Raw genomic sequence first — 14,165 nt, forward strand, 5'->3', positions numbered from 1 at the left:
TGATCGCCTGGGCCTCGTCCAGGACGACGTAGTCGAGCTCGACACCGGCGAGCTGCGCGGCATCCCGCCGGAGCGTGCCGTACGTCGTGATGATCAAATCGACGGCCTCGACCTCCGAGAGATCGCGCGCGCGGCCGGCGCCGGTGTGATCCAGCACGCGCAAATCGGGTGCGAAGCGTGAGGTTTCGCGCAGCCAGTTGAACACGAGCGAGCGCGGGACGACGATGAGCGACGGCGCCCGCGTCGTGGCCGCCTTGGAGCGGGCGCGCACGCGGTCGAGGAGCGCGAGCACCATCACCGTCTTGCCGAGGCCCATGTCGTCGGCGAGGCAGCCGCCCAGGCCGAGGGCGGCCATCGTGGCGAGCCAGCCGAGCCCGCGGCGCTGGTAGGGCCGCAGCTCGCCCGCCAGGTCGGCGGGGACGGGCGGCAGCCCGGTGCCGTCGCGGAGCCGGTCGAGGAGCCCGGCCAGCGGCCCCTCGGCGACGACCGTGACGGGCGGACGCGCGCCCTCGCGCGGCAGGGTCTCGCCGAGGGCGGCGGCGAGGGCCTCGCGCGCGGTGACGTGCCCGCCGCGCTCGCCGAGGAGACGCCGGACCTCGGCGACCTCCGCGGGATCGAGGACTACCCACTGCCCGCGCCAGCGGACCAGCGGGCGCTTCATCGCCGCGAGCCGCGCGAACTCCTCGGGCGTGAGCGGCCGGTCGCCGAGCGCGGCCTCCCAGCGGTACTCGAGGAGCGTCTCCAGCGACAGGCGCTGGCTGGCGACGGCGCCGGCCGCCTTGGCGGATGCGCGGCCGCCGACCCGCATCCGGAGGCGGAGGCGCCGCTCGCCCGAGGGCGCGAGCTCGGCCGGCAGCACGACGCCGAAGCCGGCCTCGCCGAGGAGCGGCGCCGCCTCGGACAGGAAACCCCACGCCGCGCCGGTGTCGAGACGCACCGCCTCGGGCGCGGGCGCGTCCAGGCTCGCCTCGATCGGGGGGAAGAGCCGCCCCGCCCGCGCGAGCTCGCGCAGCAGGACCCGTCGCGGCTCGCCGAACGTGTGGTCGAGCCAGTTCCGGCGGCGTCCGGCCGCGCGCCAGACATCGGCGGCGGGCAGGAGCAGGCTCGGGTCGTCGGCCGCCTGGAGCAGGTAGCCGAGCCGCCAGCCCGCCTGCTCGCCGTTGTCCGGCGTGTCGAGCTTGAGGCAGAGTCGCGGCTCGCGCGAGGCGGGGGCGCCGCGCACGGGCGCCGCCCACTGGGAGAGCGCCTCGACCAGGCCGCGCTCGAGGACGCCGGCGCCGAGGAAGGCCGGCTCCGCGGCAGGCTCGATCAGCGCCGCGGCGAGCCGGCCTTCCCAGCGGCCCACCGGCACCGGCGACTCGCCGCCTTCGCGGATGAGCCCGTCGGCCACCGCGTCGAGGAACTCGAGCAAGAGATCGTCGGGAGCCCACACCCGCGCGCCGCGGCCGGCCGGCATCGCGTGGGCGGCCGGCGGCAGGGCGGCCGCCAGTCGGCGAAACCGCTCGGCGTCCTCGGAGAGCGCGAGCGAGACGCCCCAGCGCGCCTCCGCACCGGCGGCGGTGGCGGCGATCACGGGGGCGACGCGCTCGCGCGCGACCAGGTCGAGGGCGAGCTTGGCCGCCAGGCTCCAGGCGGCGACCGAGGCCGGGACCCGACCGAGGTCGTCGGCCGCCAGGACAGCCAGGATCGGGACCGCGGACGCGAGCGGGACGGTGACGCCGGACACGCGCGCGGCGGCCGGGTCCGCGGTGACGATCCGGGCCGTCGCCGCTCCGCCGGCCGCGGCCAGCGCGGCGACGGTTTCCGGCTCTCCGTCCGAGTCCCGATCGGCGGGCCACAGGAACAGCGAGGGACCGCCGGCGGCGCGCGGGAGGAAGACCAGATGGGCAGGCCTCACGCGGGGACCACGCTGTACCGGCCCTCCGTCCGCCGTCGCGGCGTTACACGGGCAGCTCGAACGTCCCCAGGGTCCTCGCCGCGGCCCCCATCCGCCGATCGAAGGTGACGAGGACCCGAGCGCCCTGAAGGCCAGCCAGCGCCAGGTGCAGGGCATCGGCCGCGCGCAGAGCGACCTGTCGTCCGAGGCTCATCAGCAGGCGTTCGGCCTCGCGGTGCACCTCCGAGGTCAGCTCCGCGCCACGGAACTCGCCAGCTGTCACGTCGCGCAACACGCGCTGGTAGACGCGCTGGGCGTGGCTGGCCGCGAGCTCCGTTTCCCGGACCCGGCGGACAAGGGCGGAGGTCAGCTCGCTCACCGAAAGGTCGGACACGATGAGATCGCGCCGATCGAGAAGGGCCGCTTCGAGCTCCTCGCTTCCCTCCTCGGCGATGTAGATCTTCGCCAGGGCGCTGGCGTCCAGGTAGACGGGGCTACCAGGGATCCTCACGCTCGTCCGCCACCGTCTCGGACAACGGCTTACCCTTCAGGCGGATTCTGGCCCGAAAGCGCCGGTGACTCGAGAACGGCCGGGCCGATTCCTGTCGGGTGGGGACGAGACGGGCCACGGGGCGGCCGCGATCGGTAATCACCACCTCGCGTCCCTTGCGCACCTGTTCGAGGAGAACGGACAGGTTCTGGCGCGCTTCACGGATGCCCGCGGATCGCACGGTCTCATCGTGCGACAAGTAGCACACACGAGTCAAGGGGGCCCCGGCTGCCGCTCGGGGCCTCGGCCACTTCATCCGGGCGACCCGGTCAGCTCGGCCTCGAGCCGGGCGATGCTGGCCGCCACGATGTCGACGAGCTGATCCACCTCGCTGCTGGTGATGCAGAGCGGCGGCGCCAGGCGGATCACGCTCCCGCGCGCGTACACGATGGCCCCGCGATCCCACGCCAGGCGGTCCAGCCTGGCGACCTGGGTGCCGTCGAGCGGCCGCCCGGCGGCGTTGGGCGCGACGAGCTCGACGCAGGCCATGAGCCCGCGTCCACGCACTTCGCCGACGATGCGGCGCCCCTTCACCGCGGTCTCGAGGCCGGCCAGGAGCCGCGCGCCCATCTTCTCGGCGTTCTCGACGAGGTCGTCCTTCTCCAGGATCCGGATGTTCGCCAGCGCCGCCGCGCAGGCAACCGGGTGCGCCGCGTAGGTGTTCGGGTGCACGTTCTCTTCCTTGGCGCCCTCGGGGAAGGCGTCGGCGAGGCGGCGCCGCGCGATGCTGGCCGACAGGGGAATGTAGCCCGAGGTGATGCCCTTGGCCACCGACAGGAGGTCGGGCACGACACCCTCGTGGTCGCACGCGAACCACCGTCCGGTCCGCCCGAAGCCGGTGATCACCTCGTCGGCGATCATCAGCACGTCCAGCTCGTCGCAGATCGCGCGCACGGCCCGGAGCCAGCCGATGGGCGGGATGATGAAGCCGCCCGCCGAGAGCACCGGCTCCATGATCACCGCGGATACCGTCTCCGGGCCCTCGCGCACGATCGCCTCGCGCAGCTCCCGGGCTCGACGCTGGACCAGCTCCTCGTCGGTGCCGGCGCCGCGGTCACGAAAGGGGTACGGTGGGGCGACCTTCACGAAGCCGGGCACCGAGAGCGGGGCGTAGGGCTCGGCCATCTGCGGGATGCCGCAGACCGCGAAGGTGCCCGCGGTGGCGCCGTGGTAGGCACCCTGGAGCGAGAAGACCTTGTACTTGCCGGTCTGGCCTCGGGCCATCCAGTAGTGACGCGCGATCTGCATCGAGCGCTCGTTGGCCTCGGAGCCGCTCACCGCGAACATCGAGTAGTCCAGATCGCCCGGGGTCAGGGTCGCGAGCTTCGCCGCCAGCTCGGCCGCCGGTGGGTTGGAGAACTGCCGGGTGGTCGGGTAGTAGGCGAGCCGCACGACCTGCTCGGCGATCGCCTCGGCGATCTCGCGGCGGCCGTGTCCGACGTTGACGACGGCGAGGCCGGCGAATCCGTCCATCAGCTTCTTGCCCTGCTGGGTCCACACCCACACGCCCTCCGCGCGCTCGACGACGAGCTCCTCGTCGGAGAGCCACGGGTGGTCTTGGGTCTTGTGGGTCCAGAGATGCCGAATGGCTTCGGCGGTGGTCGTGGTCATCGTGGTCCTCCCTGCCCGATCGGGCTGATGCCGCCTCGGAAAAGCGCACTGTAGGCGTTCAGGGCGGGCTGGCCGCCGAGGTGGGCATACAGCACGGCCGAGCCCTTCTCGATCTCCCCCCTGGACACGAGATCGATGAGACCCGCCATGGACTTTCCCTCATAGACCGGATCCGTGATCATGCCCTCGAGGCGCGCGGCCAGCCGGATCGCCGCCAGGGTCCGGTCGTCCGGGATCCCGTAGGTGCCGGCGTGGTATCGGTCGTCGAGGATGATCTCGTCCTCTCGGAGGTCACGGCCGATGCCGATGAGCTCGGCGGTCTGGCGCGCAATGCGCGCCACCTGCTCGTGGGTCTCCTTGGCCTTGGCCGACGCGTCGATCCCGATGACGCGGCGTGGCCGCTGCTGCGCCGCAAAGCCGGCGATCATCCCGGCCTGTGTGCTCCCGGTCACCGAGCAGACGACGACGGTGTCGAAGAACACGCCGAGCTCGCGCTCCTGCCGGGCGACCTCCTGGGCCCAGCGGGCGAAGCCGAGGCCGCCGAGCCGGTGGTCCGACGCGCCGGCCGGGATGGCGTACGGCTTGCCTCCCGACGCCCCGATCTCCGCGATGGCGCGCTCCCAGCTCTCCTTGAATCCGATCCCGAAGGCGGCCGACACGAGCCGGACGTCGGCGCCGAGGATCCGGCTCAGCAGGATGTTGCCCACGCGATCGTACACCGCGTCGGGCCAGTCCACCCAGCTCTCCTGCAACAGCACACACTTCATCCCCACCCGAGCGGCCACGGCTGCCACCTGGCGGGTGTGGTTGGACTGCACGCCTCCGATGGAGACGAGCGTGTCGCACCCCTGCCCGATCGCCTCGGCGACGAGGTACTCGAGCTTCCGAGTCTTGTTGCCGCCGAAGGCGAGCCCGCTGTTGCAGTCCTCGCGCTTGGCCCAGATGCGGGCTCCGCCGAGGTGCGCACTCAGCCGCTCCAGGGGGTGCAGCGGCGAGGGTCCGAACAGCAGCGGATATCGATCGAACGAGTCGAGCTTCATGCGCCCTCCTGTCCCTCTGGGGTGGCCGCCCTCACCGGGTCCATCCATGATGACCGAGTCGGACCAGCGGGATCAAGGAGCGGCAGGACCCGGGCGCGGGGCGTGGGGTGCGTCACGGCGCCCGCAGGAGTCTCCGAAACGTCAGGCTGATGCGCTCGCCCTCGATGCCGGGCCGACGGGGCACGCCGTGGACGTAGTGTCGCTGGCAGGTTCCGCCCATCACGAGCAGGGCCCCGTGACCGAGCCCGAGATCGTGCCGCTCCGCGTCTCGCTTCCGCCGGGGCCTGACGATGAGACGCCGGACCGCACCGAGCGACACGATGGCCACCTGGGGGTCGGGCCCCAGCTCCGGCTCGTCGTCGGCGTGCAGCCCCATGCTGTCGTCGCCGCTCCGGTAGCGGTTCGCGAGGACGTGGTTGAACGGCACGCCGGTCCGGGCCCGCACGCGCGCGAGGAGTCGGCCCGCCGTCGGCGTGAACGGTCGCGGCTCGAGAGTCTGCCCCGAGTAGCGGTAGCCGAGGTCCCCTGCCCAGGCGATGAGGCGCGGCTGAAGGATCTGCCGCCCGAACAGCACGATCTGCCGCTGCTCCCAGGTCAACTCGTCGCGGAGCGCCGCTAGCGCCGCGTCGGCCTCGTCCGGCGAGAGCCAGGCCGCGTCGTAGTCGAGCCAGGCGCCGGACGCGAGGGTCACGCGCATGGGGGTCCGACTCCCGGATCAGCCGCCCAGCTTCGCCGCCCGCTGCTCAGCCGGTCGTGGATGCCACGCGGGCACCGGCCCTCGCCCTCGCGCGAACTGCTCACCGACCACTCCCCCGAGTACCACGAGACCGACCCGATGAGACGACGATGCTATCATACGTAGGCGTCCCGGGCGGGGCTTCGGTCGGCTGCTCGAGTCGTGAGACGGGAACGGGCGGGGTCCCCCCTTGACACCCGATCTGGCCACGCGCCATGCTCACCCCGGCGGGCGGGCCGCTCCGCGGGCTGCGGAGCGCCGCCCCGCGCACGGCGGCGAACTTCCCGACCCGTCCCCCGGCGTGCCTCACGAAGGTCGATGGCCCCGGCCGATCCACGAAGGAGGGAACAGGCCATGACGAAGCTCCTCACGATGGGTGCTCTCTCGATCCTGATGGTCCTGGGGTCGGTGGCGCGGGCGGCGGAGCCGATCGCCATCGGGTACATCGGGCCGCTCACGGGCTCGGTGGCGCTCCTCGGGAACGAAGCCCTCAAGGGCGCCACCCTCGCGGCCGAACAGATCAATGCCGCCGGCGGCGTCCTGGGCCGGCCGATCAAGATCTTCGCCGCGGACAACAAGTGCAACCCCGCCGAGGCCGTCTCGGCGACGCGGAAGGTCATCACCCGGGATCGGGTCGTCGCCGCCATCGGGCAACTGTGCAGCTCGGCCACCCTGGCGGCCATGCCCATCCACGAGCAGGAGAAGGTTCCCCTGGTCGTGGAGACCTCGACGAATCCCCTGATCACGGTGCGAGCGGGCGTCGGCGGCAACAAGTGGGTGTTTCGGCCGAACCTCCCCGACGACATCAACGCCACGGTCTTCGCCAAGATGATCGTCGACCTCGGCGGGAAGACCGCCAGCTTCCTCCTCACCAATGACGACTGGGGTCGAGGGGTGGGGGCCTCCTTCAAGGAGGTCATCGAGAAGGAGGGGGGCAAGGTCCTCAGCCTGGATTACTACGACGAGGGCGAGACCAACTTCCTGTCCGTCCTCACGAAGATCAGGGGATTGAATCCAAACGCCATGCTCATCGCGGCCCGCACGGCGAGCGGGGCCGTCATCATGAAGCAGTACACGGAGCTCGGCATGAAGATGGCGATCTTCAACCAGGGCGACATGGTCAACGAGCAGTTCGTGAAGCTCGTCGGGAAGGACATCGCGAAGGGGATCCTCGGGAGCGAGTCCTGGTATCCGGGGGTCGACGATCCGCTGAACAAGAAGTTCGAGGCGGATTACACCGCCCGCTGGGGATACGAGCCCATCGAGCCGTCGGCCTACGGATACGTCGGGATGCAGCTCATCGCCGAGGCCATCCGGCTCTCCCAGAGCGCGACGTCGGAGGCCATCCGGGACGGGCTGACCCGGGTCAACCTGAAGACCATCGCGGGGCAGGTCAAGTTCGACGAGCACAATCAGGCATGGACCTGGGTCGTCGTGGCCAAGATCACGGACGACGGCCGGATCGTGACGATCAAGAGCGTGCAAGTCGATCGGCCCAAGGGGTACTGGGAGGAGTGGGAGAAGAAAACGAAGAAATGAGGCAGGGAACCCCGACGCCAGGCCCGGTCCCCATGGGCGAGGTGTCCTGAGCGGTCCGGGGCAGGACGACTTCGACCTGTCCTTCGGCGCCGGCTTGACGACGCAGCCGGTCGAGGCCGGCCGAGGCCAGGCGGCGCTCCCCGACGAGGTCCGGCCACCCGGACGACTCCCGGCGGCTCGACTCCGCCTCGACCCGGGTGGCCGCTGACATGGGGACCTTCTTTCAGCTCCTCGTGAACGGCCTCTCCTTCGGTGCCATCTACGCGATGGTGGCCGTGGGCCTGACCATCGTCTTCGGCATCCTGGAAGTGGTGAACTTCGCCCAGGGCGAGTTCTACATGCTGGGTGCCTACCTGACGTATCTCGTCGTCCTGGCCCAGCTGCCGTACCCGATCAGCATCGTCGCGGCCGTGGCCGGCATGACCCTGGTGGGCCTCCTGGTCGAGCGGCTCGCCATCCGGCCCCTCATCGGGAAGGCCTGGCAGCTCCCGATCCTGTCGACCCTGGGCATCTCGATCATCATCCAGAACGGCGCGATCGTCGTGTGGACGCCCAATCCCCGGACCATCATCGTCGAGACGGCCAGCAAGAACGTCGAGATTCTCGGCGTGGTCCTCACCTACCAGCGGTTGATCATCATCGTGATCGCCCTCGCCACCTTCGTCTCGCTGCACTATTTCGTCCACCGGACGAAGACCGGCAAGGCCATGCGGGCGGTCTCTCAGAACAAGCACGCGTGCCAGGTCATCGGCATCGACGTCCGGCGAATCTCCACCATCGCCTTCGCCCTGGGCGCGGGGTTGTCGGGTCTGGGGGGGGCGATCGTGGCTCCCGTCATGGCGATCCATCCGGTGATGGGGATCCTCGTCGTCATCAAGTGCTTCGCCGCGGTGATCATCGGCGGGTTCGGCAACATCCACGGCACGATCGTGGCATCCTTCCTGCTCGCCGTCGTCGAGAGCTTTGCGGTGGCGCATGTCTCGCTCCAGTACAAGGACGTCTTCGCGTTCGTCGCCATGGTCCTGATCTTGCTCTTCAAGCCGCACGGGATCTTCGGCCGCAAGGTCGGCATCTAGGGCACGGCGATGAGCGTGGCGGGGCCGCTGATTCTCGTCGCCGGCGGGCTCCTGCTGGGGGGGATCCCCTACCTGGTGACGTCGTCCTACGTGATGCACCTCATCATCCTGTCGGGGATCTACATCATCTTCGCCCTGAGCTACGACATCGTCGTCGGGTATCTGGGCATGCTGTCCCTGGCCCATCCGGCCTTCTACGGCGTGGGGGCCTACACGTCGGTCCTCCTGGTGATGCGGCTCGAGGTCCCGTTTCTCCTGGCGCTGGCCGTGGCCGGCGTCCTGGCGTCGATCGTGGCGCTGATCGTCGGCTATCCGGCCTTGAGCCTCTCCTATCACTCGTTCGCCATCGTGACCCTGGCCTTCACACTCATCGTCCGCATCGTGTGGATCAACTGGGAAGGTCTCACCAACGGCCCCATGGGGATCCCCGGCGTGCCGCGGCCGAGGCTGGAGCTGCCATTCCTGGGACGGATCGATGTCGAGACCTCGACCGGCTACTACTACTTCATCCTGGTCCTGGTGGTCCTCACCGGTCTCTTCGTCTACGGCATGATCCACTCGAGGGTGGGCCGGGCCCTGGTGTCGATCCGCGAGAACGAGATCCTGGCCGAGACGCTCGGCGTGAACGCCTTCAAGTACCGCATGATGGCCTTCGCGGTGGGCGCCTTCTTCGCCGGGATCGCCGGGAGCTTCACGGCCCACTACATCGCCTTCGTCGGCCCCGAGTTCACCGACTTCTACTACATCACGATGCTACTCATCATGGTCATCCTCGGCGGCTCCGGGACGCTCCACGGCGTGATCCTCGGCGCCATCGTGTTCACGTTCGTGCCCGAATACCTGCGGATCACTCCCGAGTTCAGGGACGTGATCTACGGCGTGATCCTGGTCGTGACGATCGTCTTCGTGCCGGGCGGCATCGGAGGGCGGCTCAACGACCTCATGCGGAGCCGAAAGACGCCGAGCCATGGTGCTGCTGGAAACCGTTGACCTGACCAAGCGCTTCTTCGGGCTCACCGCGCTCGACAAGGTGAGCTTTCGGGTGGGGCGAGGCGAGATCGTCGGCCTCATCGGACCGAACGGGTCGGGCAAGACGACTCTGTTCAACTGCGCGACGGGGATCCTTCCCGTCTCGGGCGGACGGATCAGGCTCAAAGGCGAGGACATCACGAACCACGCGACGCATGCCATCGCCCTCAAGGGGGTGAGCCGCACCTTCCAGATCATCAGGATCTTTCCCCAGATGACCGTCATGGATAACATGCTCCTGGCCATTCAGCAGCACCAGGGCGAGCGGATCGTGTCCTCCATCCTGCGGACTCCCGGCGTTCGACGCCTGGAGCGCGAGGCCCGGGAACGAGCCTCGGAGCTCCTGGATTTCGTCGGTCTGGCCGCCCGGCGGGACGACCTGGCCGCGCACCTGTCCTATGGGCAGCAGAAGCTCCTGGAGTTCATCATGGCGTTCATGCCCAAGCCCGAGATCGTGCTCCTCGACGAACCGGCGGCGGCCGTCAACCCGACCATGATCGAGAAGATGATGGATCACATTGTGCAGTTGAACCGGGAGGGCTACACCTTCTGCATCATCGAGCACAACATGGACGTGGTCATGGAGCTCTGTCACCGGGTGGTGGTCCTCGACCACGGCGAGACGATCGCCGAAGGAACACCGGAGGCGATTCGGAACAATCCCGACGTGATCGAGGCCTATCTGGGCGCCTAGCTGTGTGTCCGAGTAATCCGGCGCCGACCACCAAGCGCGTGGTGCACCGAGAGGCGCTCCGAGCGGCGGCTGTGCCGCCGCAACCGAGGGGGGGGCATCGGGGGGGTCTTCCGAGACCCCCCCGAAAAGACCTGGGTCGCCACGATGGATGACATCCTGGAAATCACGGATTACGTGACGGGGTACGGCGAGCCCGACATCATCCGCGGGGTGTCCTTCCGGATCCAGCGCCACCAGATCGCCTGCGTGATCGGGCCGAACGGAGCGGGCAAGTCGACGTTGTTCGGAGGAATCTTCGGGCTCCTGAAGGCGCGTCATGGCCGCATCCGCTTCGACGGGTCGGATGTCACGAATCTCGCGTCCGGCGAGCTGCTGAGACGGGGGCTGTCCTACGTGCCCCAGGGGCGATGTAATTTCCCCGCCATGACCGTCACCGAGAACCTGGAAATGGGCGCCTTCATCCGCACCGATGCGCAGGTCCGGCGCGACATCGACGGCGTCATGGAGAAGTTCCCGGTCCTTCGGAACAAAGCCCGGGTGATGGCGGGAAACCTCAGCGGAGGCGAGCAGCAGATCCTGGAGATGGGCATGGCCCTGCTGTTGCGTCCGAAGCTGCTCCTGCTGGACGAGCCGTCTCTCGGCCTGGCGCCCAGGACCACCGGTCTCGTGTTCGAGAAGATCAAGGACATCAATGCCGACGGGACGACCATTCTGATCGTCGAGCAAAATGCGCGGCGAGCCCTGGCGATCTCCCAGCACGCCATCGTCCTGGAGCTGGGGCAGAAGCGGTTCGAGGGCACCGGTGAGGAAATCATGCAGAACGAGCAGGTCCGCCGCCTCTATCTGGGGGGCGGGGAACGACGCCGGACCAGCAGGCAACCCGAAGAGAGGGGAGGGTAGGGATCTAGCGACAGCTAGTCAGGGGCTCGCGTAGGTCGAGGTGGCGGCCCCGGCGCGGCCGCTCCGGCCGGCCTCGGCCGCGGCCGCGCGGAGGTCACCGAGGAACTCCTCGACGATCGGCGTGTGCATGGGGGTCAGCACGACGTGGAGACTCGGCGGCGTGGTCGCCTGGCGGCCGAGGTGCCAGCCGCGGGCGGCCATGAGATCGGCCACCGCCATGACGTCCACCCCCTCGGCCGCGAACGCGAAGACGTACATGATGGGATCCCCCAGCACGCGGAACCCCGGGATCGACTCGATCCCGCGCCGGAGGACCATGGCCGTGTCCCGCATCTCGCGGTTGAGCCGGAGGTAGCCCTCTTCTCCGTAGTAGTGGAGCACGGCCCACGCCGCCGCCACCATCCCCCCCGGCCGCGACCCCGCCAGCGTGGGGGTCCGGTAGGGACCGGCCGACCACTCGTCGAGCGTGAAGCCGGCGTCCCGCTGAAGATCCTCGTCGCGGTAGAGGATGACCGACGTCCCGCGGGCGCCGAACCCGTACTTGTGGATGTCCGCCGAGATCGTCGAGACGCCCGCGACCGCGAAGTCGAACGGGGGGACCGGGTGGCCGAGCCGCCGCAGGAACGGCAACGCGAACCCACCCACGCACGCATCCACGTGGAGGTTGACCCGCCGCTCGCGCGCGATCCGCGCCAGCTCGGCGATGGGGTCGATGGTGCCGAACGGGTAGTTGGGCGCCGAGCCGACGATCGCGATCGTGTCGTCGGTCACCGCGTCGGCCAGAGCCCCGAGGTCGGCCACGTAGTCCGGGGTGAGGGCCGTCCGGACGGTGCGGATCCCGTAGAGCTGCGCGGCCTTCTGGAAGGCGGGGTGCGCGCTCGCCGGCAGCGCCAGCGTCGGTCGCGTGACCTCCGGGCGCTCGCGGCGCGCCCGCTCGCGGGCCGCCCGGATGCCCATCAGGATGCTCTCGGTGCCACCGGAGGTGAGGTTGCCGGGGCCCCCCTCGTTGCCGAGGAGCGTCGCCGTGATCCCGATCACCTCGGGCTCGAGCTTCCCGAGGCTCGGAAAGATCCGCCGGGCCCCCAGGCCGTTGGTGGCCATGTAGAGACCGTAGGCCTCCCGCAGGAGCTCCAGATGCTCCGCCCCGGCGCCGTAGACGAGGCTGAACGTCCGGCCCTCGTCCCATCGCGCGTCACCCGCCATCGCGTCGCGGAGCAGGGCCATCACCTCGGACCGGGCCTTCCCCGTGCTCGGTAGCTTCATCGTCCGTCCTTTCCGACCCGTCCGCCCCGCCGGGCAGGGGTCGCCCCAGGCTTCAAGCCGTCGCGCGCCCCCGGCCCCGCTCGATCAGCCAGCCGCCGAGCCCCAGGAGCACGAAGGAGGCCCCCAGGAGCACCGTCGCCAGCGCGTTCACGCGCGGGGCGATCCCGTCCCTCAGGAGGCTCCAGATGTGCATGGTCAGCGTCCCCTTCTGGCCGGAAACGAAGAAGGTGATCAGGAATTCGTCCATCGACAGCGTGAACACCAGCAGGGCCGCGCCGACGACTCCCGGCAGGATCAGCGGCAGGGTGACGTACCAGAACACCTGCCGGGGACGCGCGCCCAGGTCGCCGGCGGCCAGCTCCAGCGTGCGGTCGAACCCGTAGAGGCGCGCGGAGACGAGGAGGGTCGCGAACGGCAGGGTGAACACCACGTGGCCCAGGATGATGGTGAGCCGCGAGAGCGGAAGCCGCAGCCAGCTGAAAAACAGGAGGAGCGCGACGCCCATCAGGAAATGCGGGATGACCATGGGGACGATGACCAGGGCCTGCAGAGCCCGCTTGAGCCGGAACGCGCACCGCACCAGCGGGAACGCGGCCAGCGTGCCCAGGACGGTGGAGACCAGCGTGGTGGCGGTCGCGACGTAGAGGCTGTTGTAGAGCGCCTCGTGCATCACGAAGTCGAACCCCAGCTCGTCGTACCACTTGAGCGTGAACCCGCGGAACGGGAACGACGGGATGATGTGGTCGTTGAAGGAGAAGAGGACCAGGAACACGATCGGGAGATAGAGGAAGACGAACCCGGCGATCCCGTACGCGACGAAGACCCGGCGACCCATGCCGCGCCTCAGCGGTTCAGGCGATCGAGATCGAGGTAGCGCCAGGCGAGGGCCAGCGGTCCCATGACCAGGACCGCGACGATGAAGGACATGGCCGCCCCGAGCCCGAACTGAAAGGCCTGCATCTGGTTGGCGATGAGCGGCGCGATCATGACGCTGCCCGGCCCCCCGACCAGGAGCGGCACGAAGAACATCCCCGTCAGCGGGACGAAGGTCAGCACGGCCGCCGACACCACCCCGGGCATGGTCAGCGGCAGGGTCACGTGCAGGAACGCCCGGACCGGCGAGGCCCCGAGGTCGCTCGCCGCGTGGACCAGGGCGAAGTCCATCTTCTCGAGGGACGTGTAGATCGTGATGACCGCGAAGGGGAACGAGAAATAGGTCATGACCAGGATCACGGCGAAGATGTTGTAGAGGAGGAACGGCAGCGGCTCCGAGATCACCCCCAGCGCCATCAACCCCTTGTTGATGATGCCGCCGTGGCCGAGGATCGCCATCCAGGCATAGGCGCGGAGGAGCCCGCTGGTCCAGAAGGACAGGATGACCGCGGCGACCAGCACCCGCTGCCACCGTCGCGTGTACCGCACGATGTAGTAGGCCATCGGGTAGGCGAGGACGAGGGTCAGGGCGGTGATCGCCAGGGCCGTGACGATGGTCTTGCCGAGGACCCGGGGATACGTCCAGCCCTGGAAGAACGCCAGGTAGTTGGCCAGCGTCCACTCGGGAACGAGCTGGAAGTTGCGGGTCGTCCAGAAGCTGTAAAGGAACATGATCGCCATCGGCAGGACGAAGAGGCCTCCCTGGATGACGATCGTCGGGACGAGCCCGAGGAGGAGAGGGTCGAACGTCGCGGCACGCGGCCGGGCGCTCGCGCCCCCCCGAGGAATGGCGGCCCTGTTCGCGAGGTAGTCCTGGTTTGCCATGCGATGCCCCGGGAGAGCGTCCGCGCGGCGGCTTCGCCGCCGCCATCCCTCCGGGGAGGCCATCGGGGGAGTCTTCCGAGACCCCCCCGAAAT

14 protein-coding genes are annotated in these 14,165 nt (G+C 69.6%); 5 read left to right on the forward strand and 9 right to left on the reverse strand.

Annotated features, from left to right (window positions below; genetic code table 11):
- The 6 genes from VGW35_11070 to VGW35_11095 all read right to left on the reverse strand — a co-directional run.
- Window positions 1-1,897, reverse strand: a 1,897-nt coding sequence (locus VGW35_11070; GenBank protein ID HEV8308198.1) for an SNF2 helicase-associated domain-containing protein, incomplete at its 3' end; no start/stop codon positions are given.
- A 43-nt stretch (window positions 1,898-1,940) separates the two neighbouring features.
- The gene (locus VGW35_11075; protein HEV8308199.1) at window positions 1,941-2,387 is read right to left on the reverse strand and encodes a type II toxin-antitoxin system VapC family toxin; all 447 of its coding nucleotides are present in this window, start codon (window positions 2,385-2,387) and stop codon (window positions 1,941-1,943) included.
- Entirely contained in the window at window positions 2,371-2,607 is a 237-nt protein-coding gene (locus tag VGW35_11080; protein HEV8308200.1) for a type II toxin-antitoxin system prevent-host-death family antitoxin, read from the reverse strand. Before VGW35_11080 ends, VGW35_11075 begins: the two co-directional genes overlap by 17 nt.
- Before the next feature lie 71 nt (window positions 2,608-2,678).
- Window positions 2,679-4,037, reverse strand: a complete 1,359-nt coding sequence (locus tag VGW35_11085; protein HEV8308201.1) for an aspartate aminotransferase family protein — start codon at window positions 4,035-4,037, stop codon at window positions 2,679-2,681.
- Complete coding sequence (locus VGW35_11090; GenBank protein ID HEV8308202.1) at window positions 4,034-5,077, reverse strand: 1-aminocyclopropane-1-carboxylate deaminase; 1,044 nt, start codon at window positions 5,075-5,077, stop codon at window positions 4,034-4,036. Before VGW35_11090 ends, VGW35_11085 begins: the two co-directional genes overlap by 4 nt.
- A 112-nt stretch (window positions 5,078-5,189) precedes the next feature.
- Complete coding sequence (locus VGW35_11095) at window positions 5,190-5,774, reverse strand: alpha-ketoglutarate-dependent dioxygenase AlkB (protein ID HEV8308203.1); 585 nt, start codon at window positions 5,772-5,774, stop codon at window positions 5,190-5,192.
- A 393-nt stretch (window positions 5,775-6,167) separates the two neighbouring features.
- On the opposite strand from VGW35_11095, the gene VGW35_11100 reads away from it, so the two are divergent.
- From VGW35_11100 to VGW35_11120, 5 genes are all read left to right on the forward strand, one after another.
- On the forward strand, window positions 6,168-7,352 hold the full coding sequence (locus VGW35_11100) for an ABC transporter substrate-binding protein (GenBank protein HEV8308204.1): 1,185 nt from the start codon (window positions 6,168-6,170) through the stop codon (window positions 7,350-7,352).
- Window positions 7,353-7,561: 209 nt separating this feature from the next.
- The gene (locus VGW35_11105) at window positions 7,562-8,428 is read left to right on the forward strand and encodes a branched-chain amino acid ABC transporter permease (GenBank protein HEV8308205.1); all 867 of its coding nucleotides are present in this window, start codon (window positions 7,562-7,564) and stop codon (window positions 8,426-8,428) included.
- Between the two features lie 9 nt (window positions 8,429-8,437).
- Window positions 8,438-9,418, forward strand: a complete 981-nt coding sequence (locus VGW35_11110) for a branched-chain amino acid ABC transporter permease (GenBank protein ID HEV8308206.1) — start codon at window positions 8,438-8,440, stop codon at window positions 9,416-9,418.
- Window positions 9,396-10,151 carry an ABC transporter ATP-binding protein gene (locus VGW35_11115; GenBank protein HEV8308207.1) on the forward strand — a complete coding sequence of 252 codons (756 nt, stop codon included), beginning with the start codon at window positions 9,396-9,398 and terminating at the stop codon, window positions 10,149-10,151. The genes VGW35_11110 and VGW35_11115 overlap by 23 nt, the downstream gene beginning before the upstream one ends.
- A 144-nt stretch (window positions 10,152-10,295) precedes the next feature.
- Window positions 10,296-11,051, forward strand: coding sequence for an ABC transporter ATP-binding protein (locus VGW35_11120; GenBank protein ID HEV8308208.1), 756 nt, complete (start codon window positions 10,296-10,298; stop codon window positions 11,049-11,051).
- Window positions 11,052-11,069: 18 nt separating this feature from the next.
- On the opposite strand, the gene VGW35_11125 is transcribed toward VGW35_11120, so the two are convergent.
- The 3 genes from VGW35_11125 to VGW35_11135 are packed head-to-tail and all read right to left on the reverse strand — an operon-like array spanning window position 11,070 to window position 14,072.
- Window positions 11,070-12,314 carry an aminotransferase class V-fold PLP-dependent enzyme gene (locus VGW35_11125; GenBank protein ID HEV8308209.1) on the reverse strand — a complete coding sequence of 415 codons (1,245 nt, stop codon included), beginning with the start codon at window positions 12,312-12,314 and terminating at the stop codon, window positions 11,070-11,072.
- Window positions 12,315-12,366: 52 nt separating this feature from the next.
- Window positions 12,367-13,149 (reverse strand): ABC transporter permease, encoded by a 783-nt coding sequence (locus VGW35_11130; protein ID HEV8308210.1) that lies wholly within the window; start codon window positions 13,147-13,149, stop codon window positions 12,367-12,369.
- A gap of 8 nt (window positions 13,150-13,157) precedes the next feature.
- Entirely contained in the window at window positions 13,158-14,072 is a 915-nt protein-coding gene (locus VGW35_11135; GenBank protein ID HEV8308211.1) for an ABC transporter permease, read from the reverse strand.
- Window positions 14,073-14,165 lie beyond the last annotated feature (93 nt).

Source organism: Candidatus Methylomirabilota bacterium (assembly GCA_036005065.1).
Taxonomy (GTDB): Bacteria; Methylomirabilota; Methylomirabilia; order Rokubacteriales; family DASRDR01; genus DASYQW01.